The organism is Variovorax sp. (genome assembly GCF_965279555.1).
Lineage (GTDB): Bacteria > Pseudomonadota > Gammaproteobacteria > Burkholderiales > Burkholderiaceae_C > Variovorax.
In genome coordinates this window covers 94,480-118,921 of record NZ_OZ257247.1, presented here as the reverse complement: position 1 = coordinate 118,921, position 24,442 = coordinate 94,480, and the positions used below count along the sequence as shown (strand labels likewise).

General features: G+C 69.2%; 25 protein-coding genes. 13 read left to right on the top strand and 12 right to left on the bottom strand.

The features are described 5' to 3' along the window. Positions 1–182: 182 nt before the first annotated feature. The 3 genes from ACQY8B_RS00570 to ACQY8B_RS00560 all read left to right on the top strand — a co-directional run bounded on the left by ACQY8B_RS00570 (position 183) and on the right by ACQY8B_RS00560 (position 2,349). Entirely contained in the window at positions 183–1,034 is an 852-nt protein-coding gene (locus ACQY8B_RS00570) for an AP2 domain-containing protein (protein WP_422084923.1), read from the top strand. Positions 1,035–1,186: 152 nt separating this feature from the next. Further along, positions 1,187–1,918: an AP2 domain-containing protein gene (locus ACQY8B_RS00565; RefSeq protein WP_422084922.1), complete on the top strand. Its 732-nt coding sequence runs from the start codon at positions 1,187–1,189 to the stop codon at positions 1,916–1,918. Positions 1,919–1,971: 53 nt separating this feature from the next. Further along, positions 1,972–2,349 (top strand): hypothetical protein, encoded by a 378-nt coding sequence (locus tag ACQY8B_RS00560; RefSeq protein WP_422084921.1) that lies wholly within the window; start codon positions 1,972–1,974, stop codon positions 2,347–2,349. A gap of 19 nt (positions 2,350–2,368) precedes the next feature. Here ACQY8B_RS00560 and ACQY8B_RS00555 read toward each other — a convergent pair whose 3' ends face one another. The 6 genes from ACQY8B_RS00555 to ACQY8B_RS00530 form a co-directional block, all read right to left on the bottom strand. Continuing rightward, positions 2,369–3,517 carry an acyl-CoA dehydrogenase family protein gene (locus ACQY8B_RS00555; protein WP_422084920.1) on the bottom strand — a complete coding sequence of 383 codons (1,149 nt, stop codon included), beginning with the start codon at positions 3,515–3,517 and terminating at the stop codon, positions 2,369–2,371. Positions 3,518–3,544: 27 nt separating this feature from the next. After that, positions 3,545–5,104, bottom strand: coding sequence for an acyl-CoA synthetase (locus ACQY8B_RS00550; protein ID WP_422084919.1), 1,560 nt, complete (start codon positions 5,102–5,104; stop codon positions 3,545–3,547). Between the two features lie 20 nt (positions 5,105–5,124). Beyond that, the gene (locus tag ACQY8B_RS00545) at positions 5,125–6,237 is read right to left on the bottom strand and encodes a CaiB/BaiF CoA transferase family protein (RefSeq protein ID WP_422084918.1); all 1,113 of its coding nucleotides are present in this window, start codon (positions 6,235–6,237) and stop codon (positions 5,125–5,127) included. A 93-nt stretch (positions 6,238–6,330) separates the two neighbouring features. Then, positions 6,331–7,488, bottom strand: coding sequence for an acyl-CoA dehydrogenase family protein (locus tag ACQY8B_RS00540; protein ID WP_422084917.1), 1,158 nt, complete (start codon positions 7,486–7,488; stop codon positions 6,331–6,333). Positions 7,489–7,498: 10 nt separating this feature from the next. Continuing rightward, positions 7,499–8,704 carry an acyl-CoA dehydrogenase family protein gene (locus ACQY8B_RS00535; RefSeq protein WP_422084916.1) on the bottom strand — a complete coding sequence of 402 codons (1,206 nt, stop codon included), beginning with the start codon at positions 8,702–8,704 and terminating at the stop codon, positions 7,499–7,501. A gap of 96 nt (positions 8,705–8,800) precedes the next feature. After that, positions 8,801–9,670, bottom strand: coding sequence for a UDP-2,3-diacylglucosamine diphosphatase (locus ACQY8B_RS00530; RefSeq protein ID WP_422084915.1), 870 nt, complete (start codon positions 9,668–9,670; stop codon positions 8,801–8,803). A gap of 94 nt (positions 9,671–9,764) precedes the next feature. Between ACQY8B_RS00530 and ACQY8B_RS00525 the strand changes: the two genes are divergently transcribed. Continuing rightward, complete coding sequence (locus ACQY8B_RS00525) at positions 9,765–11,519, top strand: lysoplasmalogenase family protein (protein ID WP_422084914.1); 1,755 nt, start codon at positions 9,765–9,767, stop codon at positions 11,517–11,519. On the opposite strand, the gene dmeF is transcribed toward ACQY8B_RS00525, so the two are convergent. After that, a complete protein-coding gene (gene dmeF / locus ACQY8B_RS00520; protein ID WP_422084913.1) occupies positions 11,516–12,475 on the bottom strand; it encodes a CDF family Co(II)/Ni(II) efflux transporter DmeF in 960 nt (319 codons plus the stop codon). The genes ACQY8B_RS00525 and dmeF overlap by 4 nt on opposite strands. A gap of 7 nt (positions 12,476–12,482) precedes the next feature. Beyond that, positions 12,483–13,547: a Holliday junction branch migration DNA helicase RuvB gene (gene ruvB, locus ACQY8B_RS00515; RefSeq protein ID WP_422084912.1), complete on the bottom strand. Its 1,065-nt coding sequence runs from the start codon at positions 13,545–13,547 to the stop codon at positions 12,483–12,485. A gap of 85 nt (positions 13,548–13,632) precedes the next feature. Here ruvB and ACQY8B_RS00510 point away from each other — a divergent pair, with 85 nt between their 5' ends. The 7 genes from ACQY8B_RS00510 to ACQY8B_RS00480 are packed head-to-tail and all read left to right on the top strand — an operon-like array spanning position 13,633 to position 20,126. Then, a complete protein-coding gene (locus ACQY8B_RS00510) occupies positions 13,633–14,256 on the top strand; it encodes a CDP-alcohol phosphatidyltransferase family protein (RefSeq protein WP_422084911.1) in 624 nt (207 codons plus the stop codon). 26 nt (positions 14,257–14,282) lie between these two features. Next, positions 14,283–16,049: a bifunctional alpha/beta hydrolase/class I SAM-dependent methyltransferase gene (locus ACQY8B_RS00505; RefSeq protein ID WP_422084910.1), complete on the top strand. Its 1,767-nt coding sequence runs from the start codon at positions 14,283–14,285 to the stop codon at positions 16,047–16,049. Next, on the top strand, positions 16,046–17,401 hold the full coding sequence (locus ACQY8B_RS00500; RefSeq protein WP_422084909.1) for a phosphatase PAP2/dual specificity phosphatase family protein: 1,356 nt from the start codon (positions 16,046–16,048) through the stop codon (positions 17,399–17,401). Before ACQY8B_RS00505 ends, ACQY8B_RS00500 begins: the two co-directional genes overlap by 4 nt. After that, positions 17,394–17,849, top strand: a complete 456-nt coding sequence (locus ACQY8B_RS00495; RefSeq protein WP_422084908.1) for a hypothetical protein — start codon at positions 17,394–17,396, stop codon at positions 17,847–17,849. The genes ACQY8B_RS00500 and ACQY8B_RS00495 overlap by 8 nt, the downstream gene beginning before the upstream one ends. Further along, a complete protein-coding gene (locus ACQY8B_RS00490; RefSeq protein ID WP_422084907.1) occupies positions 17,846–18,571 on the top strand; it encodes a lysophospholipid acyltransferase family protein in 726 nt (241 codons plus the stop codon). The genes ACQY8B_RS00495 and ACQY8B_RS00490 overlap by 4 nt, the downstream gene beginning before the upstream one ends. Then, entirely contained in the window at positions 18,568–19,521 is a 954-nt protein-coding gene (locus tag ACQY8B_RS00485) for a phosphatidate cytidylyltransferase (RefSeq protein WP_081269701.1), read from the top strand. The genes ACQY8B_RS00490 and ACQY8B_RS00485 overlap by 4 nt, the downstream gene beginning before the upstream one ends. Next, positions 19,518–20,126, top strand: a complete 609-nt coding sequence (locus tag ACQY8B_RS00480) for a YdeI/OmpD-associated family protein (protein ID WP_422084906.1) — start codon at positions 19,518–19,520, stop codon at positions 20,124–20,126. Before ACQY8B_RS00485 ends, ACQY8B_RS00480 begins: the two co-directional genes overlap by 4 nt. Positions 20,127–20,149: 23 nt before the next feature. Here the strand turns inward: ACQY8B_RS00480 and ACQY8B_RS00475 are convergent, their stop codons facing one another. Together ACQY8B_RS00475 and ruvA are read right to left on the bottom strand one after the other, a co-directional pair. Then, on the bottom strand, positions 20,150–21,037 hold the full coding sequence (locus ACQY8B_RS00475) for a hypothetical protein (RefSeq protein ID WP_422084905.1): 888 nt from the start codon (positions 21,035–21,037) through the stop codon (positions 20,150–20,152). Beyond that, positions 21,034–21,606, bottom strand: coding sequence for a Holliday junction branch migration protein RuvA (gene ruvA, locus ACQY8B_RS00470; RefSeq protein ID WP_081269699.1), 573 nt, complete (start codon positions 21,604–21,606; stop codon positions 21,034–21,036). The genes ACQY8B_RS00475 and ruvA overlap by 4 nt, the downstream gene beginning before the upstream one ends. Before the next feature lie 20 nt (positions 21,607–21,626). Between ruvA and ACQY8B_RS00465 the strand changes: the two genes are divergently transcribed. Together ACQY8B_RS00465 and ybeY are read left to right on the top strand one after the other, a co-directional pair. After that, positions 21,627–22,583 carry a PhoH family protein gene (locus tag ACQY8B_RS00465; protein WP_422084904.1) on the top strand — a complete coding sequence of 319 codons (957 nt, stop codon included), beginning with the start codon at positions 21,627–21,629 and terminating at the stop codon, positions 22,581–22,583. Between the two features lies 1 nt (position 22,584). Then, entirely contained in the window at positions 22,585–23,043 is a 459-nt protein-coding gene (gene ybeY / locus ACQY8B_RS00460; protein WP_422084903.1) for an rRNA maturation RNase YbeY, read from the top strand. 14 nt (positions 23,044–23,057) lie between these two features. Here ybeY and dtd read toward each other — a convergent pair whose 3' ends face one another. Next, a complete protein-coding gene (gene dtd / locus ACQY8B_RS00455; RefSeq protein WP_106936757.1) occupies positions 23,058–23,501 on the bottom strand; it encodes a D-aminoacyl-tRNA deacylase in 444 nt (147 codons plus the stop codon). Next, entirely contained in the window at positions 23,498–24,415 is a 918-nt protein-coding gene (locus ACQY8B_RS00450; protein WP_422084902.1) for a cation diffusion facilitator family transporter, read from the bottom strand. Before ACQY8B_RS00450 ends, dtd begins: the two co-directional genes overlap by 4 nt. Positions 24,416–24,442: the final 27 nt, after the last annotated feature.

Below are 24,442 nucleotides of genomic sequence, written 5' to 3'. Positions count from 1 at the left end.
CTACGGATTCCGGTGATACCGCCCCCCTCTCGCCGTCCCTAGCATTCCCTCAGAGATCAGCGCTTTCCAACTGCCGCGATTGCCATGGTGCAGCGCGGCGGCGCAGGCGCGGTGCCCAGCCTCACCCGGCAGGCTGCGCGCAGGGAGTCATCGACATTCAGAGCGTCAGGAGCGAAGCCACCATGCCCAAAGGAATCCCCAACCCGGCCCCCATGTATGGCATCGCCCCCCGCGCCTGGGGTTTCGAGGTCTCGATCGTGCGCAACGGCAACCGCTTCTACAAGCAGTTCGGCCGTGCCAGCTACGGCAGCGAGGAACAGGCCCTGCTGCAGGCGCAGGCCTGGCGCGACGAGATCGTGCGCAGCTTTCCTCCGGTCGCGCGGCGCACGCGGGCCGAGAAGCTGCGCGCCAACAACACCACCGGCGTGTCGGGCGTGTTCTGCCAGGTCGCCTCGGGCGGCAGGGTGCGGGCATGGGTCGCCAAGACCTATCTTGGAGAAAACGAGATCCTGCGCACCGATTTCCCGGTAGATGCCGCCGGCGGCGATGCGCAGGCGCTGGCCATCGAGGAGCGCGCGCGGCAGCTGGAGCGCATGTCGGGCCTGGCCCGGCTGCACCCGGCCGAGGAATCGATCCGCAAGAGCCAGGACAAGCTGCCGGCCGAACTGCTGTCGCCCAAGCGCTCGAAGTCCGAGATCCGGCGCAGCACCAATTCCAGCGGCGTGAGCGGCGTGCACTTCAAGGCGCCCAATGTCGGCCATCCGGGCTACTGGCTGGCCATCACCTACACGGCTGGCAAGGGCAGCGTGAGCAAGGCGTTCTCGATCAAGGAACACGGGCCCGAGGAAGCCAAGCGCCTGGCCATCGCGGAGCGCGAGCGCCAGCTCGAGGCCAAGCTGTCGGGCGGCGGCACACGCGCCGGCACGGATGTCCGCACCGACACCACCATCGCCCCCATCGCCTACCGCCAGGAAGCGCGCCCGCAAGGCACGGCGGGCGCCGGTGCGCCAGAGGCAGGGCAGGTCCGGCTGTGAAGCTTCGGCAGCGGCGTGCGGACCGGGCGTGCGGGTTCGCGGAACCGCCATGCCGCTTCGGCCAGAATAGCGGGCAAATGCGTGCCCCCACGAGCGCCGCGCAGTTCGGGGAGTCCGCTACAAGCAGTGCACAGAAAAGCAGCACCTCGAGAATGCCCAAAGGTATCCCCAATCCGGCCGCCATGTACGGCATCTGCATCAGACCCTGGGGATTCGAAGTCTCCCTCGTGCGCAACGGCGTGCGCCACTACAGGCAGTTCGGCAAGGCCAGCTACGGCGGCGAGGCGCAGGCCCTGCTCCAGGCACAGGACTGGCGCGACGCCATCGTGCGCAGCGTGCCGCCGCCCACGCGGCGCGCGCGCGCCGAAAAGCGCCGGGCCAACAACAGCACCGGCGTGCCGGGCGTGTTCCACCAGATGTCCGCCGGCGGACGGGTGCGGGCCTGGATGGCCAAGACCTACATCGGGCAGGGCGAGATTCTTCGCGCCGACTTCATCGTCGACCACCTGGGCGACGCGGCGCAGGCGCTGGCCATCCGCGAGCGCGAGCGGCAGCTCGAGCGCATGCGGGGGCTGGTGCGGCTGCATCCGGCGGAGGAAGCCATTCGCACCGGCCCCGCGACCCACCCGCCCGGCCCGCGTCCGGCCAAGCGCTCGAAGTCGGAAATCACCCGGCGCAACAACACCAGCGGCGTGAGCGGCGTGCATTTCAAGTCGCCCCACGCCAGCCATCCCGGCTATTGGCTGGCCATCACTTTCACCACCGGCAAAGGCAGCGTGAGCAAGGCTTTTTCGGTGAAGGAACACGGCTACGACATGGCCAAGAGCCTCGCGATCGCCGAACGCGCGAGCCAGCTCGCGGCAAAGCTGGGCCAGGACCACTGATGGCACAGGACAGACACGGCCCGCCGCTTCGAACGCAAGCGGTGCGCCCTGCCATGACGCTCGAGTCCATCCACCAACTGCTGCGCGTGGCATCGCACCTGCTGGACCAGGCCGCCGCCGAGGTCCACGCGACCGAGCTGGAGCCGGTGCAGGAAAACGTCGAGTGCATCGGCCGCGCGCTGATCGAGGTGATCGAAGTGCAGCGCCGCATCTACGAAGAACAGCCGGAGCTGGCGCCCAGGTCGCTGGCGGCTTCGCCGAAGGAAGCCGACGCCAGCCGCCTCTTCACCGAGTTCACGATGGAGGCGCTGGCGCTGGAAGAGGCTGGCAAGACCGACGCGGCGCGCGAGAAATACACGGCGTTCATCGGCATCTCGGCCTCGCACCTGCACCGGGAGATCGCGCGGGCGGAAATCCGGCGGCTGTCCTAGCGGGCCGTGCCTGGCCGGGTCAGAGCGCCCGCGAGATCACTTCTTTCATGATCTCGTTGGTGCCGCCGTAGATGCGCTGCACGCGGGCGTCGGCGTACATGCGCGCCACCATGTACTCGTTCATGAAGCCGTAGCCGCCGAACAGCTGCAGGCACTCGTCGATCACGCGGCCTTGCGCCTCCGAGCCCCAGAGCTTGGCCATCGACGCGGTGGCGGTGTCGAGCTTGCCGGCCACCAGGTCTTCGACGCAGCGGTCGATGAAGGCGCGGCCCACCTTGATCTGCGTCGCGATCTCGGCCAGCTTGAACTTGGTGTTCTGGAACTCGGCGATCGGCTTGCCGAAGGCCTTGCGGTCGCGCACGTAGTCGAGCGTGGCCTCGTAGGCGCCCTCCATGGTGGCAAGCGCGCTCAGGCCGATGATGGTCCGCTCGTAGGGCAGGTCGCTCATCAGCTGGAAGAAGCCCTGCCCTTCCACACCGCCCAGCAGCGCACCGGCCGGCACGCGAACGTCGTCGAAGAAAAGCTCGGAGGTGTCCTGCGCCTTCATGCCGATCTTGTCGAGCACGCGGCCCACGCGAAAGCCCTTGCAGCCTTGCGTCTCGACGATGAGGATCGAGGTGCCCTTGGCGCCCTGCGCCGGGTCGGTCTTGCACACCACCAGCACCACGCCGGCCAGGTAGCCGTTGGTGATGAAGGTCTTCGAGCCGTTGATGCGGTAGCCGCCGTCGTCCTTCTCGGCGCGGGTGCGCACGCCCTGCAGGTCGGAGCCGGCGCCGGGCTCGGTCATGGCGATGGCGCCGACCATCTCGCCGCGCGCCATGCGCGGCAGGTAGTGGCGCTTCTGCTCTTCCGTGCCGTGATTGAGGAAGTAGTGCGCCACGATGGCATGCACCGAGGTGGCCATGCCGGTGAGCGCGCGGCGCGACATCTCTTCGTAGAACACGGCCTCGTGGCGGAAGTCGCCGCCTGCGCCGCCGTACGCTTCGGGGATGTCGGCGCACAGCAGGCCGAGCGCGCCGGCCTTGCGCCAGACCTCGTGGCCGACGTGGCCGCGCTTGCGGGCTTCCTCGTCGTGCGGAAGCACTTCGGTCTCGATGAAGCGCACCACGTTGTCGCGGTACAGCTCGAGGTCTTCGTCGCTCCAGGAGCGGCGGAAATCGATGGGCATTTTCTTCTTCCTTGAGGTGTTCTTCGGTCAGCCGACGCGGCGGCTCCTGCCGGCCCAGAAGGGCTCGCGCAGCTGGAACTTCTGCAGCTTGCCGGCGGCCGAGAGCGGCAGCGCGTCGCGGAACTCCACGCTGCGCGGACACTTGTAGCCGGCAATCTGCTCACGGCAATGCGCGATGACGGCATCGGCCTCCAGCGCCATGCCTTCGCGCCGCACGATCACCGCGTGCACGCGCTCGCCCCACTTGTCGTCGGGCACGCCGATCACGGCGGACATCAGCACCTGCGGCAGCTGGGCGATGGCGTTCTCGACCTCGGCCGAATACACGTTCTCGCCGCCGCTCACGATCATGTCCTTCATGCGGTCGACCACGAAGACGAAGCCTTCCTCGTCCATGTAGCCGCCGTCGCCGGTGTGCATCCAGCCGCCGCGCAGCGCGGCCTCGGTTTCCTTCGGCTTGTTCCAGTAGCCTTTCATGACCATCGGCCCGCGCGCGACGATCTCGCCGACCTGGCCGAAGGGCACTTCGTTGTCGTCACCGTCGACGATGCGCAGCTCGGCAATCGGGATGGGCGTGCCGGCCGAGCGCAGCAGGCGCTCGCGATCGGGCCCCGGCGCATGGCAACAGGACGGCAGCGCGGTGACCACCGGCGACAGCTCCGTCATGCCGTATACCTGCGCGAACGCGGTGCCCGGAAAGGCGCGCATGGCCTGGTCGAGCAGCGCGGCGTCGATGGGCGCCGCGCCGTACGACAGCAGGCGCAGGCTCGACAGGTCGAACTCGGCGAAGCGCGGATGCTCGATCACGCGCTTGATCATGGTGGGCACCAGGAACATCTCGGTGATGCGCGCCGACTGCAGCGTCTGCAGCACCGCCAGTTCGTCGAACACCGGCACCACATGCACCGGCACCAGCCGCATCAGGCTCTGCAGCGCCACGCCGCAGCCGGCTACGTGGAACATGGGCGCCGCGACGATGGCCGCGGCGTCTTGCGTTTCGCGCGGCAGCGCCGCCACCGTGCCCAGCGCGTTGATGCACAGGCTGCCGTGCGTGAGCATCACGCCCTTGGGCTGGCCGGTGGTGCCGCCCGTGTACATGACGGCGGCCAGCTCGTCGCTGCTGTGGGGCGCGTCTTCGGCGGGGTCGGCGGCGGCGAGCAGCGCCTCGTAGCCGACCATGCCTTCGGGCACCGCGCCATCGCCGCAATAGACCACGGTGCGCAGCGAGCTGGAGAGCCGGCGCAGCTCGGCGGCCATGGGCGCGAAGACGTCGTCCACCAGCAGGATGCGGGTGTCGCAGTCGTCGAGCGAGTAGGCCACTTCCTTGGGGTTCCAGCGGATGTTGACCGGGTTGATGACACCGCCGCCCCACCAGGTGCCGAAGAAGTATTCGACGAAGCGGTGCGAGTTGAGGCTCATCATGCCGACCCGGTCACCCGGCTGCATGCCGAGCTGCCGCAGCACCGCGCCAAGGCGCGCGACACGGTCGGTGAACCCGGCGAAGTCGAGCCGCGTGGCGCCGCAGACCACGGCGGTGGCCTTGCCTTTTTCGCGCCGGCCCTTGTGCAGGGGTTGGGTGAGGAACATGGGATCTGTCTCCGTTCTTTTCAGGAAGCGCCCAGCGGCGCAATGGCCTCCGCCGCCACGCCCCAGCGGCGCAGCACGGTCGGGCCGTCGTCGCGCGCGGCGGCCGGCGGCACCACCGGCGCGGTGCGGCTGAAGCGCGGCGCGGGCGCGGGCTGCACCACGCCGCCCACGCTGGCGAAGGTGCCGCGCGCCACGTTGTGCGGATGCGCGGGGGCCTCGTCCCAGTCGAGCACGGGGGCGAAGCAGGCGTCGCTGCCTTCGAGCAGCACGCACCATTCGTCGCGCGTGCGGGTGCGGAAGATATCGGCCATGCGCAGCTTGAGCAGCGGCCAGCGGTCGGCATCCATCTGCGCGTCGAAGGCGGGGTCGTCGGTGATGCCGCAGCGCTCGCGCATCAGCGCATAGAACTGCGGCTCGATGGCGCCCACGGCCACGTACTTGCCGTCGGCGCAGGCGTAGGTGTCGTAGAAGTGCGCGCCGCCGTCGAGCATGTTCTCGCCGCGCTGGTTGCTCCACTGCCCGGCCGACTTGAAGCCGTACATCATGGCCGACAGCAGCGCCGCGCCGTCGGTCATGGCGGCGTCGACCACCTGGCCGCGCCCCGACTGCTTCGCCTCGTGCAGCGCGGCCAGGATGCCGAAAGCCAGCAGCATCGCGCCGCCGCCGAAGTCGCCCACGTAGTTGAGCGGCGGCACGGGCGGCTCGCCAGCGCGGCCGATGGCGTGCAGCGCGCCGCTGATCGCGATGTAGTTGATGTCGTGCCCCGCCGCATGCGCCAGCGGGCCGTGCTGGCCCCAGCCGGTCATGCGGCCGTACACCAGGCGCGGGTTCCTCTCGTGGCAGGGCTCGGGGCCCAGGCCCAGCCGCTCCATCACGCCGGGGCGAAAGCCTTCGATGAGCACGTCTGCCTTCGCGATGGCATCGAGCACCGGTTGCGCGGCGCCCTCCGCGCGCAGGTCGACCTGCAGCGTGCTGCGCCCGCGCGCGAGGATGTCGTGCGGCGCGGTGCGCGTGCCGGGGCGCTCGATGCGCAGCACCTCCGCGCCCATGTCGGCGAACAGCATGGCGCAGAAAGGCCCGGGGCCGATGCCCGCCATCTCGATCACCCGTAGTCCCTGCAATGGGCCTGCCATGGCTTGTCTCCTGTTGCTGGGAGCCATCTTGGCGCCTGGGCGGCGGCGCTGCATCGTCCAAAACGACGAATGCGGCGCGCAAGGCGCGTTCGGTCAGCCCGCGGGATTCGCGGCGCGCCACCGCGCCACGCGGCGCAAATGCCATGCGGGCGGGCCGAACTGGGTCTCGATGAGCGTGGCGCGCCGGAAGTAGTGGCCCACGGCCAGCTCCTCGGTCATGCCCATGCCGCCGTGCATCTGCACCGCGCCCTGCCCCACGGCCCTGCAGGCTTTCGCGACCGCCACCTTGGCGGACGACACGGCGCGCGCGCGCTCGCCGGGCGAAGCGGTGTCGATGGCCTCGCCCACGCTCGCGGTAAGCGCATCGGCCTGCTCCAGCGCCATGTGCATGTCGGCCAGCCGGTGCTGCAGCACCTGGAAGCTGGAGATCGGCACGCCGAACTGCTTGCGCTGGCGCACATAGTCGAGCGTGTCGCGCATCAGCCGGCGCATGACGCCGATGGATTCGGCGCAGACGGCGAGCGTGGCCTCGTCGAGCGCCTGTTCGATCTGCGGCAGCGCCTCGCCTTCGGTGCCTAGCAAGGCATCGGGCGGCACGCGCACGCAGTCGAAGCCGATGTCGGCGGCACGACCGCCGTCGCGCATGGGGTACGCGCGCATGCGCAGGCCCGGCGCCTCCCTGGGCACCACGACCAGCGAGAGGCCGTCCGCATCGCCAGGGGCGCCACTGCTGCGCGCAGTGACGATCAGGTGGCTGGCCCACGGCGCGGCCTGCACCACCGCCTTGTGGCCGTCGAGCCGGAAGCCGTCGCCTTCGCGCACGAGACGCGCCTGCACGTCGGCGCGGCCGTGCCGGCTTTGCGGCTCGCCGTGCGCAAAGGCCAGCACCGCCTGCCCGGCGACGACGCTCGCGAGCAAGGCATCGGCCAGCGTACCGGGGCGGCGTTGCAGCAGGCCCGCGCCGATGACCATCGTCGACAGGTAAGGCTCGGCCGCGAGCGCGCCGCCCAGCGTTTCCATCAGCGCGAGGTGCGCGGCCATGCCCAAGCCCATGCCGCCGTGCGATTCGGGCAGCGCCGCGCCCAGCAGGTCGAGTTCGCGCGACAGGCCCTGCCAGAACGGCGGCGGCGCATCGCCGGCATCGGCCAGCGCATGCAGGCGCTGTTCGAAGCCGTGGTGGTTGTCGAGATAGCGCGCGAGGCTGTCGCGCAGCATCGCGAGGGTGTCTTCCTGTTCGGTGCGTGTGTTCATGGCGGCGGCCTCAGCGGGCGAGCAGGTGGCTGGCGACGATGTTGCGCTGCACCTCGTTGGAGCCGGCATAGATGGAAGCGGCGCGGTCGTTGAGGTAGGCCGACATCGAGAACACGGCCTCTTCAGGGATCGGCAGCTCGCCCGCCAGACCGTCGTCCAGCGGCAGGTTGGCGGCTGCGTAGTGGCCGGCGATTTCCACGCCCAGTTCGGTCAGGCGCTGCCGCAGCTCGGAGCCGAGCACCTTGCCCATCGACGGACGGATGCCGTGCGGCTCGCCGCGTGCCTGCGCGCGCAGCGACTGCAGCTCGGTGGCTTCGAGCGCGTCGATGGCGCAGTCCATCCCGGCCAGGCGCAGGGCCATGTCGCCAGCCTCGTCTCTGTCATGTCCGGGCCCCGCGAACGCCCCATCGGCCGCCGTGCTCAGGCGGCGCAGGCGCGCTCGCAGCATGGGTGCCCAGGCACCGCCGCGTTCATGCTGCAGCAGGTACTTGGCGATGGTCCAGCCCTGGTTCTCCTCGCCGATCAGCCCTTCGGCGGGCACGCGCACGTCGTCGAAGAACACTTGGTTGAGTTCATGGTCGCCGGAGATGCTGATGATCGGCCGGATGGTGATGCCCGGCGCGGGAATGTCGAAGCACAGGAAGCTGATGCCCTGCTGCGGCTTGCCGCCCGAGGCGGTGCGCACCAGGCAGAACATGCGGTTGGCGTACTGCGCGTGCGTGGTCCAGATCTTGGTGCCGTTGATGACGTAGTGGTCGCCTTCGCCGGACTGCCGCACAGCCTTGCATTGCAGCGAAGCCAGGTCGGAGCCCGATTGCGGCTCCGAGTAGCCCTGGCACCAGTAGTCCTCGCCCGAGCGTATGCCGGGCAGCCAGGCGCGCTTCTGCGCCTCGGTGCCGAAGGCGATGATCACCGGCGCAACCATGCCGGGGCCCATGGGCGCACGCGGCGGTGCGTCGGCGGCGGCCAGTTCGCTCGCGAACAGGTAGTGCTGCATCGGCGTCCAGCCGGTGCCGCCGTGCTCCACAGGCCATTGCGGCACGCTCCAGCCGCGTTTGGCGAGGATGCGGTGCCAGCGGTTGCCGTACTCGTAGTCGGTGAAGATGCCGGAGCAGCGGCGGCCGGCCATGCGCAGCTCGGGCGTCAGTTCGCGCGCGAGGAAGTCGCGCACTTCGTCTCGGAATGCGGTCTCCGCCGCGCTGAGGGTCCAGGCCATGGTGTCGTCCCGTTGGAATGCACCACGCAGTGTGCGCCCGGAATGCCCCGGGCGGCATCGTCGGATCGGACGAAGATCGAACGGGGAACAGCCCTCTCAGGCTGCGATGGCTTCGCGCGTCGCTGGCGCCTTCGACGGCACGGGCATGTGCTGGGCCCAGTCGATGATCTCCAGCCTGCCATCGGCGTGTTCGGCCAATGCGGTGAGGCTTTCGACCCAGTCGCCGTCGTTGCAGTAGAGGATGCCGTCGATGTCGCGCATCTCGGCATGGTGGATGTGACCGCAGACCACGCCCTGGGCGCCGCGATTGCGGGCCTCGCGGGCCACGGCGGCCTCGAAGTCGCCCACGTAGCTCACGGCGCGCTTCACCTTGCCCTTGAGGTATTTGGAGAGCGACCAGTACGGCAGCCCCATGCGCGCGCGCAGCGAATTGAGGTGGCGGTTGAGCTTGAGCGTGAATTCGTAGAGCGAGTCGCCCACGTAGGCCAGCCACTTGGCGCACTGGATCACGCCGTCGAACAGGTCGCCGTGGATGATCCAGAGCTTGCGACCGTCGGCCGTCTCGTGGATCCATTCATCGGCCACGTCGATGCCGCCGAAGTTGTGGTGCAGGTACTTGCGGGCGAACTCGTCGTGGTTGCCCGGAATGAAGATCACGCGCGTGCCCTTGCGCGCCTTGCGCAGCAGCTTCTGGATCACGTCGTTGTGGGCCTGCGGCCAGTACCAGTGGCGCTTGAGCTGCCAGCCGTCGATGATGTCGCCGACCAGGAACAGGGTCTCGCACTCGGTGTGCTTCAGGAAATCGAGCAGGGCGCGGGCCTGGCAGCCGGGCGTGCCCAGGTGCAGGTCGGAGATCCAGAGGGTGCGGAACTGCAGGGGTGGGCGTGCGCGATCTTCGTCCTCGGGGTCGAGGGCCTGGGTCGCGGAGTCGCGCCATGCGCGAAGGAAAGCGTCGTCGCGTTGCATGGACGGGTAGGCTCCCACTGCCCCATGACCGCGCGATGGCACACCCGTGACATCCCGATGACGCGTTGCCACCCGGCAACGCCACAATCCCGCGATGCGCCCCGGCCAGATCATCGTTCTTGCAACGCCCGTCTTCCTTCTTCTTATCGCGATCGAATTCGCGGTGGGCCGCGTGCGCGCCCGCCGGGGCACGGGGCAGGACACCTACCGACTGGCCGACGCGGTGAACAGCATCGGCCTTGGCATGCTGAGCCAGATCAGCGCGGTGCTCACCGGGCTGCTGCGCATCGGCATCTACACGGCGGTGTATTCGGCGGTGGCACTCTTTCCGCTGGAGGCGGCGCGCGACTTCTGGACCACCTGGTACGGCTGGCTGCTGGCGCTGGTGTTCTACGACTTCTGCTACTACTGGCTGCACCGGATGGGCCACGAGTCGGCGGTGCTGTGGGCGGCGCACGTGGTGCACCACCAGAGCCAGCACTACAACCTGTCGACGGCGCTGCGGCAGACCTCCAGCGGCGCGCTGTTCAGCTGGATCTTCTACCTGCCGATGGCAGTGGCGGGCGTGCCGCCGCTGGTGTTCGGCGTGGTGGCGCTCATCGACCTGCTCTACCAGTTCTGGGTGCACACCGAGCAAGTGGGCAAGCTGGGCTGGTTCGACCGCTGGTTCTGCTCGCCGTCGAACCACCGGGTGCACCACGCGGTGAACGACAACTACCTCGACCGCAACTACGGCGGCATCCTGATCGTGTGGGACCGCATGTTCGGCACCTTCCGCGAGGAAGACGAGCGCTGCGTGTACGGCACGCGCGGCGAGTTGCGCAGCTGGGATCCGCTGTGGGCCAACGCCGAGGTGTACTGGGCGCTGGCCAAGGACTCGTGGCATGCGCGCAGTTGGGCCGACAAGCTGCGCGTGTGGCTCAAGCCACCGGGCTGGCGGCCGGCGGACGTGGCCGCGCGCTTTCCGAAGCCGGCCTTCGACATCGCCAAGGTCACGCGCTACGAGCCCGAGGTGGGCCGTGGCGTGAAGTGGTTCGCGGGCGTGCAGTTCCTGCTGCTGCTGGCGGGCGTGGCCTTCTTCCTGTGGTTCTCCGACGTCATTCCGCTGCCGCGTGCCGCCGTGTGGCTGGCCGCGTTGACGGCCGCCCTTTGGGCCATCGGCGGCGTGCTGCAGGGGCGGCTGAGCGTGACCGAGGTGCTGTTCATCGAGGCGGCCGCCCTGGCCACGGCGAGCGCGGCGCTGGGCATCGGCTGGCTGCATTTCGTCTTCAAGCCGCTGGCGCTGGCCGTCGCGATCTTCTTCGCGGCCAGGCGGGCGATGGCGGCGGGCGCAGTGACGCTGTTCGATGGGTTCCTGCTCGCCGGGCTGGCCGCTTCGCTCGCGGGCGACGTGCTGCTCATGGGCCCGGCGACGCTGTTCGTGCCCGGGCTCGTGGGCTTCCTGCTGGCGCATCTGGCGTACATCGCGCTGTTCAGCATGGGGGTCGGCATGTTTCCCCGGCGCGGGGTGCTGGCGGCGACGCTGCTGATCGGCGCGGGCATGTACGCGTTCCTCTGGCAGGGCGGGCTGCCCGCGGCCTTGCGGATCCCGGTCGCGGCTTATGTGGTGGTGATCGCCTGCATGGCGGCGCAGGCGATCGGGCGCGCGGCCGTGCTGCACGGCACCGACCCGTCCGCGCGGTGGGTGGCGGTGGGTGCGTGCTTCTTCATGCTGAGCGATTCGCTGCTGGCGACGAACCGGTTCGTGACGCCGCTGCCGCTGGCGTCGTTGTGGGTGCTGGGCACGTATTACGCGGCGCAGATGCTGATCGTGCGGCACGCTCGGCCGATGGCCTGGAGCAAAACCTAGTCCACGCAGCGCTGGATTTCCACCGTCGAGTGGCGGATCTCCTCATGCATCGAGAAGCAGGCCCGCACCTGGTCGGCGGTCAGCGTGGTCGAGTGCGTCACCACGGTGAGCGCACAGGCGTAAGCCTCGCGGCCCACGCGCCACACGTGCAGGTCGGCCACGCGGGTTTCCGAATCGGCCAGCAGGGTCTCGACGCCTTCGCGGATTTCCTGCGTCACCGGGTGGTCCATCTCGCGGTCGAGCAGCACCTTGCCGGTTTCCTTCAACAGCCCCTTGGCCCAGACCGCCACCAGCACCGCGCCGACGATGCCCATGGCCGGGTCGAGCCAGGCCCAGCCGTAGAACCAGCCGCCCAGCAGCGCCGCGATGGCCAGCACAGATGTGGCGGCGTCGGCCACCACGTGGATGTAGGCGGAGCGCAGGTTCAGGTCGTGGTGGTCGTGTGCATGGCCATGGTCGTGGTGGTCGTGCGCATGCCCGTGGTCATGCCCGTGATGATGGTGCGCCCCGCCCAGCAGCCTCGCGCAGACGAGGTTGACCACCAGCCCCAGCACCGCCACCGAGATCGCCTCGGGGTAGTGGATGGCCGCGGGCGACCACAGCCGCTCCAGCGAGCCCGCCACCATCAGCACCGCAATGCCCAGCAGCGCCAGCGCGCTGGCAAAGCCGCCGAGCACTTCGATCTTCCAGGTGCCGAAGGCGAAGCGCGGATCGCGCGCATAGCGCCGCGAGGCGGCATAGGCAAAGGCGCTCAGGCCGATGGCCAGGGCGTGCGAACTCATGTGCCAGCCGTCGGCCAGCAGCGCCATCGAGTTGAACCACCACCCTGCGCCGATCTCGATCACCATCATCACGGCGGTGATCCACATCACGAGGCGCGTGCTGCGCTCGGCGGAGGTGTTGTCCGCGCCGAACTGGTGGTCGTGCCGCCAGGCGCTCAGGTCATGGGTGTGCATGCGGTGCTCAGGCTCCGAAGAGGTCGGGAACGTCGCCCCGGCCAGAGGGAGGCGCCACGCCGAGGTGGCGGTAGGCCGCCAGCGTGGCGATGCGCCCGCGCGGCGTGCGTTGCAGATAGCCCTGCTGGATGAGGTAGGGCTCGATCACGTCCTCGATGGTGTCGCGCTCCTCGCCGATGCTGGCCGCGACGTTGTCCAGGCCGACCGGGCCGCCGTCGAAGCGGTGGATCACGGCCTCGAGCAGCTTGCGGTCCATCAGGTCGAAGCCCTGCGGATCGACGTCGAGCATGGCCAGCGCCTTGTGCGCGATTTCTTCGGTGATGCGGCCGTTGCCCTTGACCTCGGCATAGTCGCGCACTCGGCGCAGCAGCCGGTTGGCGATGCGGGGCGTGCCGCGCGAGCGGCGGGCGATCTCGAAGCCGCCGGCGGTGTCGGTCTCCACCTTGAGCAGGCCGGCACTGCGGTGCACGATCAGCGCCAGCTCCTCGGGGGTATAGAACTCCAGCCGCGCCACGATGCCGAAGCGGTCGCGCAGCGGGTTGGTCAGCATGCCGGCGCGGGTGGTGGCACCCACCAGCGTGAAGGGCTGCAGGTCGAGCTTGATGCTGCGCGCCGCCGGGCCTTCGCCGATCATGATGTCGATCTGGTAGTCCTCCAGCGCGGGGTACAGGATTTCTTCGACGACCGGGCTCAGCCGGTGGATCTCGTCGATGAAGAGCACGTCGTTGGGCTCCAGGTTGGTCAGCAGCGCCGCCAGGTCCTTGGGCTTCTCGAGCACCGGGCCGGATGTCTGGCGCAGGTTGACGCCCAGCTCGGCCGCGATGATGTGCGACAGCGTGGTCTTGCCCAGGCCGGGCGGGCCGAACAGCAGCACGTGGTCGAGCGCCTCTTTGCGCTTGCGCGCGGCGCCGATGAAGATCTCGAGCTGCTCGCGCACCTTGGCCTGGCCGACGTACTCGTCCAGCAGCTTGGGGCGCAGTGCCCGCTCTATCGCCTCTTCGTTGGGCGATGCGGGGGCTGCGGACACCACGCGTTGGGGAGCGGGCGCGAAATCGTCTGTCTGGATAGTCATGAGAGAGGGTTTTTCGCCTACGAGTTTAGTACCTGCACACTGGCAGAATGCTCCGGCCACATAACAAACGAGGGGAAGCCAGCACGTGTCGATCTACGAACTGAAGCCGCGTTTCCAGGCCCTGCTGCGGCCGCTGGTGGTCCGCCTGCATGCGATGGGCGTCACCGCCAACCAGGTCACGCTGGCGGCATGTGTCGTGTCGGTGGTGCTCGGGCTCTGGCTCTTCTTCGCCGCGCCCTCGCCGGCGGCCTTCGCGCTCATTCCGCTGTGGATGTTCCTGCGCATGGCCTTCAACGCCATCGACGGCATGCTGGCACGCGAGCACAACCAGCAGAGCAAGCTGGGCGCGTTCCTCAACGAACTGACCGACGTGGTTTCCGACGCCGCGCTGTACCTCCCCTTCGCGCTGGTGACGCCCTTCAGCGGCTTCTGGGTCGGCACTGTGATCGTGCTGGCCGGCCTGAGCGAATTCGCCGGGGCGCTCGGCCCCACGGTGGGCGCCTCGCGCCGCTACGACGGCCCGCTGGGCAAGAGCGACCGGGCCTTCGTGTTCGGCGCGCTCGGCCTCTATGTGGCGCTGGGCTGGCCGCTGCCGGGCTGGACGGCCTGGCTGATGCCGCTGCTGGCGGCATTGGTGGCCTGGACCATCGTCAACCGCATCCGGCGCGCGCTGGCCGAGGCCGGGGCGGGCACCGCCGCCAGCCACTGACACAGAACAAGACACACAGGGATTCAATGACCGACATCACGCAACGCGTTCCGCACGAACACCATTTCCAGACGCACGACGGCGAATCGCTGTTCTACCGCCACTGGCCCGCCACCAGCGGCGCACGGCGCGGCGCCATCCTGCTGTTCCACCGAGGCCATGAGCACGGCGCGCGCATGGCGCACCTGGTCGACGAACTGGACCTGCCCGACTTCGACTTCTTCGCCTGGGACGCGCGCGGCCACGGCCGCTCGCCGGGCCAGCGCGGCTACAGCCCCAGCTTCGGCACCTCGGTGCGCGACGTTCAGACCTTCGTGCAGCACATCGGCACCGCGCACGGCGTGCCCGAGCACGACATCCACGTGGTCGCACAGAGCGTGGGCGCGGTGCTGATCGCCACCTGGGCGCACGACTACGCACCCAAGGTGCGCGGCCTCACGCTCGCCTCGCCGGCCTTCAAGGTCAAGCTGTATGTGCCGTTCGCGCGGCCCGGCCTGGCGCTGATGCACAAGCTGCGCGGGCTGTTCTTCGTCAACAGCTACGTGAAGGCCAAGTTCCTCACGCACGACCCCGCGCGCATCGCCAGCTACGAGAACGACCCGCTCATCAGCCGGCCCATCGCGGTCAACATCCTGCTCGGCCTGTACGAGGCGGCCGACCGCGTGGTGGCCGATGCCAATGCGATCACGCTGCCGGTGCAGCTGCTCATCTCGGGCGCCGACTGGGTGGTGCACCACAAGCCGCAGCACCAGTTCTTCGAGCGGCTGGGCAGCGCGGTGAAGACCAAGACCGAACTGCCGGGCTTCTTCCACGACACGCTGGGCGAGAAAGACCGTGCGCCGGCGGTGGCACAGATCCGCGAATTCATCCTGCAGCGCTTCGACGAGCCGGCCGTGCCGGTCGACCGACGCGAGGCGCACCTGAGCGGCGACACGGCCGACGAGTCGCGCGCGCTGGCCGAGCCGCTGTCGCCCCTGTCGCCGCGCGGCGCCTACTGGGCCATGACCCGCGCCGGGCTGAAGCTGGGCGGCAAGATGTCCGAAGGCATCAAGCTGGGCCACGACACCGGCTTCGACTCCGGCAGCACGCTCGACTACGTGTACCGCAACCAGCCCAGGGGCGGCTCGTTCATCGGCCGCTCGATCGACAAGACCTACCTTGAATCGATCGGCTGGCGCGGCATCCGCCAGCGCAAGATCCACGTCGAGGAGCTGCTGCGCATCGCGATGGAGCGGCTGGCCGAAATGCACCGCGAGGTGCGCGTGATGGACATCGCCGCCGGCCACGGCCGCTACGTGCTCGACGCGGTGCTCGCCAGCCCCGTCAAGGCCAGCTCGATCCTGCTGCGCGACTACAGCGACATCAACGTGCGCGAAGGCCGCGCGCTCATCGCCGAGAAGGGGCTGGAAGACGTCGCGCAATTCGTGCAGGCCGACGCCTTCGACCGCATGAGCCTCGCGAGCGTGACGCCCCGGCCCACGCTGGCGGTGGTGTCGGGCCTGTACGAGCTGTTCCCCGACAACGAGATGGTGCGCCGCTCGCTCGCGGGCGTCGGCGACGCGGTGGAAGACCGCGGCTACCTGGTCTACACCGGCCAGCCCTGGCATCCGCAGCTCGAGATGATCGCGCGCGCCCTCACCAGCCACCGCCAGGGCGAGGCCTGGGTGATGCGCCGCCGCACCCAGTACGAGATGGACCAGCTGGTGGAAGAAGCGGGCTTCCGCAAGATCGACCAGCGGGTCGACGAGTGGGGCATCTTCACGGTGTCGCTGGCGGTGCGCACCGAGCGATGAGCGCCCGGCTGGCACGACGGCCCTGGAAGCGCGCCGCCGCATGGCTGGTGTTCCTCGGGCCGTTGTTCTATGCGACCTACGGCTTCGCCAACTGGTGGGCGACCACGCGGGCCAACGTGCCGTCGATGGCTTTCGACTGGGAGCGGCAAATACCGTTCTGGCCGTGGACGATCTTTCCGTACTGGACGATCAACGTCTTCTACGCGCTCTCGCTGTTCCTCGCGCGCAGCAAGCACACGCTCGACCGGCATGCGCTGCGGCTGGTGACGGCCACGCTGGTGGCCTGCACCTGCTTCATCCTCTGGCCGCTGCACTTCAGCTTCGGGCAGCCGCCGGTCGACGGGGCGCCTGCCTTCCTGTTCAACGCGCTGCGCGGCTTCGACCAGCCGTTCAACCAGGCGCCGTCGCTGCACATCGCGCTGGCGGTGATCCTGTGGGACTGGTACCGGCAGTTCATCCGTCCCCTGTGGGCGCGGCTGGTGCTGCATGTGTGGGCCTTCGCCATCTGCGCGTCGGTGCTCACGACGTGGCAGCACCACTTCATCGACATTCCGACCGGCGCGCTGCTCGGGCTGTTCTGCGTGTGGCTATGGCCGCTGGAGCGCGTGGCGTCGATGCCGCGCGCGTGGCGCGTCACCCGCGACCCGCAGCGATGGAAGCTGGCGGGTTTCTATGCAGGGGGCGCGGCGCTGTTCCTTGCGGCTGCGCTGTACGGCGGCGCTGTCTTGGCCATTGCGCTGTGGCTGGCGTGGCCGGCCGCAGCGCTCGCGCTGGTCGCGCTCGACTACATCGGCTTCGGCGCGCGCGGTTTCCAGATGGACGGGCAGGGCCGCATGGGCTGGGCCGCGCGCTGGCTGTTCGCGCCCTATCGCCTGGGCGCCGCCATCAACGCCTGGCTCTGGACGCGCAAGCTGCCGGCTTCGGTCGAGGTGGTGCCCGGCCTGCGGCTGGGCCGCCGGCCGACGCACGCCGAATGGCTCGCGGCCGGCCAGCCCCGGCTGGTGAGCCTGTGCGCCGAGCTGCAGTTGCCGCCCGGCGTGCCGCATGCGCGCTGCGTGCCCCTGCTCGACCTGACGGTGCCGCCGCCGGTGCGGCTGCAGCGCGCGGCGGCGGTCATCGAAGGTCAGCGCCGCGTTGCCGATGGCGCGCCGGTGTGGGTGTGTTGCGCGCTCGGCTTCTCGCGCAGCGCCGCCGCGGTGATCGCCTGGCTGGACCGCTACGGCGCGGCCGGCGGCGTCGCGCAGGCCGAAGACGCGGTGCGCCGCGCACGGCCGCAGATCGTGCTGCGGCAGGCTTGGCGCGTATCGCTGGAGGCCCTGAACCCTGCGGCGGAGGAGCGCACCCATGAATGACAACGACCGCGCCACCTGCGCCACGCTGGCCGGACTGCTGCGCGCTGCTGCCGTGCTGGCCTTGTGGGGCTTCGCGCTGACATGCATCGCGGCGCTGGTGCTCGCGCTGACGCTGCGCTCGCTCTCGACCACCGCCACCATGAGCCTCGGCGCCGTCGTGATCCTCGGTGCACTGGAGCGCTACTTTTCATTCCGGCTGCGCTTCGACGAAGCGCTGTTCGACGGGCTTTCGAAAGGCCGCATCGCGTCGCTCGATGCGCTCGACAGCGCACTGTCGGCCCTCGGCCTGCGCGAGACGCAGCAACAGCAGCAACAACAGCCACGCACCACCCGGCCGCTCGACGACCGCGCGGCCGGCACCCGCCAGCTCATGCAGCGCCATGCCATCGTGGTGGCCTGCCAGAGCGCCATGTTCCTCCTTGCCTTGATGACACAGGACATCTCTTGACCGAAGCAGACAACAACAAGAACGACAAGCCGCCGACCGAAAGCACGGTGCTGCGGCGCGGGCTCGCCGTGGTGGCGGGCAAGCTCATCATCGGCGCGGCCGGGCTGCTGACCGGCGTGCGCGCCATCTGGTCGGGCACCAGCCCCAAGGCCGAGCAGACGCTGTACTTCGCCAACCACACGAGCCACGGCGACTTCGTGCTGCTTTGGGCCACGCTGCCGCCCGACCTGCGCGCCCTCACGCGGCCGGTGGCGGGCCAGGACTACTGGGAAGCCTCCAAGCTGCGCAACTTCATCGGCAAGGACGTGTTCAACGCGCTCATGATCCGGCGCGACGGCTCGGGCCAGGGCGGCAATCCGGTCGACCAGATGAAGGAGGCGCTGGAAGGCGGCGACTCGCTCATCATGTTCCCCGAGGGCACTCGCAACACCGGCGACGACATCCTGCTGCCGCTCAAGAGCGGCCTCTTTCACCTGGCGCGCGCCTGCCCCAACGTGCGGCTGGTGCCGGTGTGGATCGAGAACCTCAAGCGCGTGCTGCCCAAGGGCGTGCTGCTGCCGATTCCGCTGGCCTGCACGGTGCGCTTTGGCACGCCGATCACGCTGGCCGAAGGCGAGGACAAGGTGCCGTTCCTGGCACGGGCGCGCGCCGCCATGCTCGACATGCGCCCCGAATACGACCGCGAGCCCGAACAAGAAAAAACAAAGACGACCACGCCATGAACATCTCCGCTTCCACCCAGACCACGCTGGAGCTGTTCGGCGGCGTCGCCGGCGTGCTGATTCTGGCCTCGGCCATCGGCGCATTGCTCAAGTGGCGCGTGGCGCACGGCCAGCCCAACTCGGTGATCGACAACCTCAACGCGCGGGTCAACGCGTGGTGGGTGATGGTGGCGGTGATCGGCATTGCCTTTGCCTTCGGCAAGGGCGGCGTGATCGTGCTGTTCTACCTGATCTCCTTCTATGCGCTGCGCGAGTTCATCAGCCTGGCCTACACCCGCCGCGGCGACCACGGCGCGATCGCGCTGGCCTTCTACCTTGCGTTGCCGGGGCAGTACTTCCTGATCTGGATCGACTGGTACGGGCTCTACGCGATCTACATCCCGGTCTATGCCTTCCTGCTGCTGCCCATTCTTGCGGCGGTGGGTGGCGACACGCAGCGCTTCCTGGAGCGCACCTCGAAGATCCAGTGGGGCCTGATGGTGTGCGTGTTCTGCATCAGCCACGTGCCCGCGCTGCTGACGCTGCAGATCCCCGGCTTCGAGGGCCGCAACCTGCTGCTGATCGCCTTCCTGGTGATCGTGGTGCAGGGCAGCGACGTGCTGCAGTACGTGTGGGGCAAGCTCTTCGGCAAGCGCAAGGTGGCGCCCGAGCTGTCGCCTTCCAAGACCTGGGAAGGCCTGATCGGCGGCGTGGCGAGCGCCACCGCGCTGGGCGCGGCGCTCTACTGGGCCACGCCCTTCAATCCGTGGCAGGCTGCGCTGATGGCGCTCACCATCTGCCTCATGGGCTTCTTCGGCGGGCTGGTGATGTCGGCCATCAAGCGCGACCGCGGCGTGAAAGACTGGGGCTCGATGATCGAGGGCCACGGCGGCATGCTCGACCGGCTGGACTCGGTGATCTTCGCGGCACCCATCTACTTCCACGCGCTGCGCTACTGGTGGGTGCCATGAGCACGAACAAGCAGGCGGTGGCGACAGAGCGCGTGGCGCACGACACGCCGGTGGAGTGCACCAACGCCGAGTCGTGGACGCGCTGGCTCAGGCGCCACCACGCCACCGCCGCCGGCGTGTGGCTGCGCATCGCGAAGAAGGACAGCGGCATCGCCTCCATCGACCACCCCGCCGCGCTCGAAGAGGCGCTGTGCTGGGGCTGGATCGACGGCCAGCGCAAGAGCGACGACGCGCAATACTTTCTGCAGCGCTTCACGCCGCGCACCAGGCGCAGCATCTGGTCGCAGATCAACCGCGCCAAGGTGCTGAAGCTCATCGACGAAGGCCGCATGCAGCCCGCCGGGCTGGCCGAGATCGAGCGCGCAAAGGCCGACGGGCGATGGGACGCGGCCTACGAAGCCTCGAGCACGGCCACCGTGCCGCCCGACCTGCAGGCCGCACTCGATGCGAACAAGAAGGCCGCGAAGTTCTTCGCCGCGCTGGATGCGCGCAACCGCTTCGCCGTGCTGTTCCGCATCCAGGGTGCGAAGAAACCCGAGACCCGCGCGCGCCGCATCGCGCAGTTCGTCGAGATGCTGGCCAAGGGCGAGAAGATCCACCCCTGAAACCGAACTTCACCAACGAGCGGTCAGACGTCGTCCATGGACCGTGACCGGCCGAACCAGAAGCCCACGATCAGGCCGACGGTGCCGAAGCCGATGGCGATCCAGAGGCTCAGGAAGGTGAAGACGTTGTAGCGTCCGGGCTGCTGCGCGAGCGCGCTCGCCAGTTCGGGCTCATTCAAGCCGCCAAGCCCCCGTGCGGCGGCGAAGTCGAAGCCTGCCGAACCGAGGAAGTTGAGCGTCAGCAACAACGGCAGGATGGTCAGCAGCGCAAACCACGCGCCGCGCACCTTGCGCCACGACATCAACTGCGCCGCCACGAACAACGCCACGCCGACACCGATCAGCCCCAGCACGAAGCGGTCGCGCGCCAACGGAAGCAGCCATGGCCAGACCCATTGCAGCGGGTAGAGCGGCCACTCCGCCTGCGGCGCCAGGCCGCCGGGGCGCGCAAAGGCCTGCCAGCCCAGCGCGAGGGTGACGCGCCCCACCAGCGCGCAGGCGCAGGCCACGGCCGCGACGCTCAGGCAGCCGATGCGCAATGGCGATGAGCGCGGCTGCGCAACGGCATGCGACGGCAGAATGGGCAACGGAAATGTTCCCGGCCGCCAGACCTGCTTCACCACCGTGACCGGCGGCGGCGCCACCGCCAGTTCGCCGCGCACCAGCCAGTCGACGGCGAAGATCGCCAGCGCAAAGGCCATCGCGGCCGTCAGCCAGGCGCAGGCGCCCGGCATGTCGACGAAGCCGATCGGCGTGAACATCGGCAGGTTGCCGTACACGAGGCCCGCGCAGCCGTAGGCCAGCAGGATCGGCACGCAGCCGGCATGGGCTGCGCGCATCAGCAGTTCGTCGCTGCGGACCGACTCCTGGCGCAGCGCCTGGACGCGTGACCAGGCGCCGCGCAGGCTCACTTGGCCAGCGACTTCAGCGCGAGCTTTATGCCCTCGCTCACCGTCGCGTCCTTCGGCAGCGCCTTGAGCGCGAGCGCGGCTTCCTTGTCGCTGTAGCCCAGCGCGATCAGCGCCTGCAGGATGTCGGCCTGCGCATCGGAGGCCGCATGAGCAGGCAGGCCGATGTCGGCGCCCAGCTTGCCCTTGAGCTCCAGCAGAAGCCGCTCGGCGGTCTTCTTGCCGATGCCCGGGATCTTCACGAGCCGGCCCAGCTCCTGGGTGGTGATCGCCTGCGCCAGCTCGCCCACGCTCATGCCCGAGAGCAGGCCCAGCGCGGTGCGCGGCCCCACGCCGGTGATCTTGATGAGCTGGCGAAAAGCCGCACGCTCCTCGGCGGTACCGAAGCCGTAGAGAATCTGCGCGTCCTCGCGCACGACGAAGTGCGTGAGCAGCGACACCTTCGCGCCGACGTTCGGCAGGTTGTAGAACGTGCTCATCGGCACATCGACCTCGTAGCCGACGCCGTTGCAGTCCACCACCACCTGCGGCGGATTGCGTTCGGCAAGGATGCCGGTGAGTTTGCCTATCATGGGTGCCCTTTTTCCTTGAAATGTCCGGCGTGATTCTGCGACACACCTTTACCCCACTGAACAATTCGCGCCTCGGCCACCTGTGCGGACCTCTGGACGCGCACCTGCGCCGCATCGAGGAAGCGCTGGGCGTGAAGATCGCGCACCGCCACGAGCAGTTCAAGGTCGACGGCCCCAAGGCCGGCGCCCAGCGCGCCATGGACGTGCTGCAGGCGCTGTACGAAATCGCCCAGCGGCCGATCGACGCGGCCGTGGTGCAGCTCACGCTGGCCGGCGACGGCTCGATGCTCGAGGGCGACGACGACATCGCGATGCTCGTCACCCGCCGCACCGACCTGCGCGCGCGCACGCCCACCCAGGCGGTGTACCTGGACAACATCGCCAAGCACGACATCACCTTCGGCATCGGCCCGGCGGGCACCGGCAAGACCTATCTCGCGGTGGCCTGCGCGGTCGACGCGCTGGAGCGCGCGGCGGTGCAGCGCATCGTGCTGACGCGCCCGGCCGTGGAAGCGGGCGAGCGGCTCGGCTTCCTGCCCGGCGACCTGACGCAGAAGGTCGACCCCTACCTGCGCCCGCTGTACGACGCGCTCTACGACCTGATGGGCTACGAGAAGGTGCAGAAGGCCTTCGAGCGCAACGCGCTGGAGATTGCGCCGCTGGCCTTCATGCGCGGGCGCACGCTGAACAACGCCTTCGTGATCCTCGACGAGGCGCAGAACACCACGCCCGAGCAGATGAAGATGTTCCTCACGCGCATCGGCTTCGGCGCCCGCGCGGTGGTCACGGGCGACGTGAGCCAGATCGACCTGCCCAAGCAGCAGCTCAGCGGCCTGATCGACGCCGAACGCGTGCTCAAGCGGGTCAACGGCATCGCCATGACGCACTTCACCAGCGCCGACGTGGTGCGCCACCCGCTGGTGGCGAAGATCGTCGACGCCTACGACGGCCAGCGCAAGCGCGCGGGAGCGCACTGAGATGGCGCTCCCCGCACTTTCCCTGTCGCTGCAGTTCGGCCGCTTCAAGGGCGTGGAGCGGCATCGCGCCGCATTGCCGCGCCACAGCGTGACGCGCTGGATCCGCCATGCGCTCGACATCGACGGCGAGATCACCGTGCGCATCGTCGATGCCGAGGAGGGCCAGCGCCTGAACCGCGAATTCCGCGGCAAGGACTACGCCACCAACGTGCTGACCTTCGACTATGCGCAAAGCCCGCTGGTGATGGCCGACCTGGTGCTGTGCGCGCCGGTTGTGGCGCGCGAGGCCAGGGAAAACCGCAAGACCCTGGCCGACCACTATGCGCACCTGCTGGTGCACGGCACCCTGCATGCGCAGGGCTGGGACCACGAGACCAGCGAGGCCGACGCCGACGAGATGGAGGCCTGCGAGATCGAGATCCTCGCTGGCCTGGGCATCCGCAGCCCGTACGGCAAGTAGTTGGATAGCAGGCGCTACGCCGTCATCTGCAGCGGGATCGTCACCGGCCCGTCGTTCAGCAGGTGCACCTGCATGTCCGCGCCGAATTCGCCGGTGGCCACCACCGGGTGCGCGGCACGGGCCTGCGCCACGAAGTATTCGTAGAGCCGGCGCCCCTCGTCGGGCGGGGCCGCCTGGGTGAAGCTGGGACGGTTGCCGCCGCTCGCGTCGGCCGCCAGCGTGAACTGGCTCACCACCAGCAGGCCGCCGCCGATGTCCTGCACGCTGCGGTTCATCTTGCCGGCCTCGTCGGCAAAGATGCGCAGCTTGAGGATCTTGGCGAGCATGCGGTCGGCCAGCGCATCGACGTCGCCGCGCTCGGCGCACAGCAGCACGAGCAGGCCGGAATCGATGGCGCCGACGGTTCGGCCCGAAATGTCGACGCGTGCATGGGCGACACGCTGGAGAACGGCTTTCATGGGGGGTGATGTTCGCCGGCCTGGGTGGCGCGGGCTTCCATGGTCAGGGGCAGGAGCTGGATGGTGACGCGCAGGCCCGGCACGGCGTCCATCAGGGACTGCTCGAGCTGGTCGCGCATGCCGGCGGCGTGCTGCAGCGTCCAGTCGCCGGGCACGTGCATGTGGAGGTCGGCAAAGCGGCGCTGGCCGGCGCTGCGCGTCACCATGTCGTCGAAGCGCAGCGGGGTGCCTTCGGGCATGCGGGCGGCGAAGGCGTCGAGCGTGGCGCGCACGGTGGCGAGCGTCTCGGGATCGAGCGCCCGGTCCATGAGCCCCTGGGACGAGCGCCACACCAGCTTCGCGCCCTCGCGCACGATGTTGAGCGCCACGCCGATGGCCAGCACCGGGTCGAGCCAGAGCCAGCCGCTGAGCTGCACGCCGACGATGCCGATCACCACCGCGGCCGAGGTCCAGACGTCGGTCATCAGGTGGCGGCCGTCGGCCTCCAGGGCGATGGAGCGACGTTCGCGAGCCGCCCGGAACAGCATCACGGCCAGCGCGGCGTTGAAGCCCGAGCTCACGACCGACAGCGCCAGGCCCCAGCCCACCTGCTCCAGCGGCTGCGGAGACAGCAGCCGCTGCACCGACACCCAGAGGATCGCGATGGCCGCGCCGACGATCAGGATGCCCTCGAAGCCGGAGGAGAAGTACTCGGCCTTGTGGTGGCCGTAGGGATGCTCGTCGTCGGCCGGACGCTCGGCGATGGTCACCATGGCCAGCGCGAACATGGCGCTCGCAAGGTTGACGAAGGACTCCATCGCATCCGAGATCAGGCCCATCGAATTGGTGATGTAGCCGGCCGTCCCCTTGAGCACGATGGTGATAAGGGCGACCGCGACGGAGAGGCGAAGCAGGGTCTTGGGGGTCAGCGTCATGCGGGATCGGCGGTGAATTTGGACCAA

Coding starts and splice junctions, on each gene's coding strand:
- ACQY8B_RS00570 (WP_422084923.1), top strand. CDS start 183: ATGCCCAAAGGAATCCCCAACCCGGCCCCCATGTATGGCATCGCCCCC.
- ACQY8B_RS00565 (WP_422084922.1), top strand. CDS start 1,187: ATGCCCAAAGGTATCCCCAATCCGGCCGCCATGTACGGCATCTGCATC.
- ACQY8B_RS00560 (WP_422084921.1), top strand. CDS start 1,972: ATGACGCTCGAGTCCATCCACCAACTGCTGCGCGTGGCATCGCACCTG.
- ACQY8B_RS00555 (WP_422084920.1), bottom strand. CDS start 3,517: ATGCCCATCGATTTCCGCCGCTCCTGGAGCGACGAAGACCTCGAGCTG.
- ACQY8B_RS00550 (WP_422084919.1), bottom strand. CDS start 5,104: ATGTTCCTCACCCAACCCCTGCACAAGGGCCGGCGCGAAAAAGGCAAG.
- ACQY8B_RS00545 (WP_422084918.1), bottom strand. CDS start 6,237: ATGGCAGGCCCATTGCAGGGACTACGGGTGATCGAGATGGCGGGCATC.
- ACQY8B_RS00540 (WP_422084917.1), bottom strand. CDS start 7,488: ATGAACACACGCACCGAACAGGAAGACACCCTCGCGATGCTGCGCGAC.
- ACQY8B_RS00535 (WP_422084916.1), bottom strand. CDS start 8,704: ATGGCCTGGACCCTCAGCGCGGCGGAGACCGCATTCCGAGACGAAGTG.
- ACQY8B_RS00530 (WP_422084915.1), bottom strand. CDS start 9,670: ATGCAACGCGACGACGCTTTCCTTCGCGCATGGCGCGACTCCGCGACC.
- ACQY8B_RS00525 (WP_422084914.1), top strand. CDS start 9,765: ATGCGCCCCGGCCAGATCATCGTTCTTGCAACGCCCGTCTTCCTTCTT.
- dmeF (WP_422084913.1), bottom strand. CDS start 12,475: ATGCACACCCATGACCTGAGCGCCTGGCGGCACGACCACCAGTTCGGC.
- ruvB (WP_422084912.1), bottom strand. CDS start 13,547: ATGACTATCCAGACAGACGATTTCGCGCCCGCTCCCCAACGCGTGGTG.
- ACQY8B_RS00505 (WP_422084910.1), top strand. CDS start 14,283: ATGACCGACATCACGCAACGCGTTCCGCACGAACACCATTTCCAGACG.
- ACQY8B_RS00500 (WP_422084909.1), top strand. CDS start 16,046: ATGAGCGCCCGGCTGGCACGACGGCCCTGGAAGCGCGCCGCCGCATGG.
- ACQY8B_RS00495 (WP_422084908.1), top strand. CDS start 17,394: ATGAATGACAACGACCGCGCCACCTGCGCCACGCTGGCCGGACTGCTG.
- ACQY8B_RS00485 (WP_081269701.1), top strand. CDS start 18,568: ATGAACATCTCCGCTTCCACCCAGACCACGCTGGAGCTGTTCGGCGGC.
- ACQY8B_RS00480 (WP_422084906.1), top strand. CDS start 19,518: ATGAGCACGAACAAGCAGGCGGTGGCGACAGAGCGCGTGGCGCACGAC.
- ruvA (WP_081269699.1), bottom strand. CDS start 21,606: ATGATAGGCAAACTCACCGGCATCCTTGCCGAACGCAATCCGCCGCAG.
- ACQY8B_RS00465 (WP_422084904.1), top strand. CDS start 21,627: ATGTCCGGCGTGATTCTGCGACACACCTTTACCCCACTGAACAATTCG.
- ybeY (WP_422084903.1), top strand. CDS start 22,585: ATGGCGCTCCCCGCACTTTCCCTGTCGCTGCAGTTCGGCCGCTTCAAG.
- dtd (WP_106936757.1), bottom strand. CDS start 23,501: ATGAAAGCCGTTCTCCAGCGTGTCGCCCATGCACGCGTCGACATTTCG.
- ACQY8B_RS00450 (WP_422084902.1), bottom strand. CDS start 24,415: ATGACGCTGACCCCCAAGACCCTGCTTCGCCTCTCCGTCGCGGTCGCC.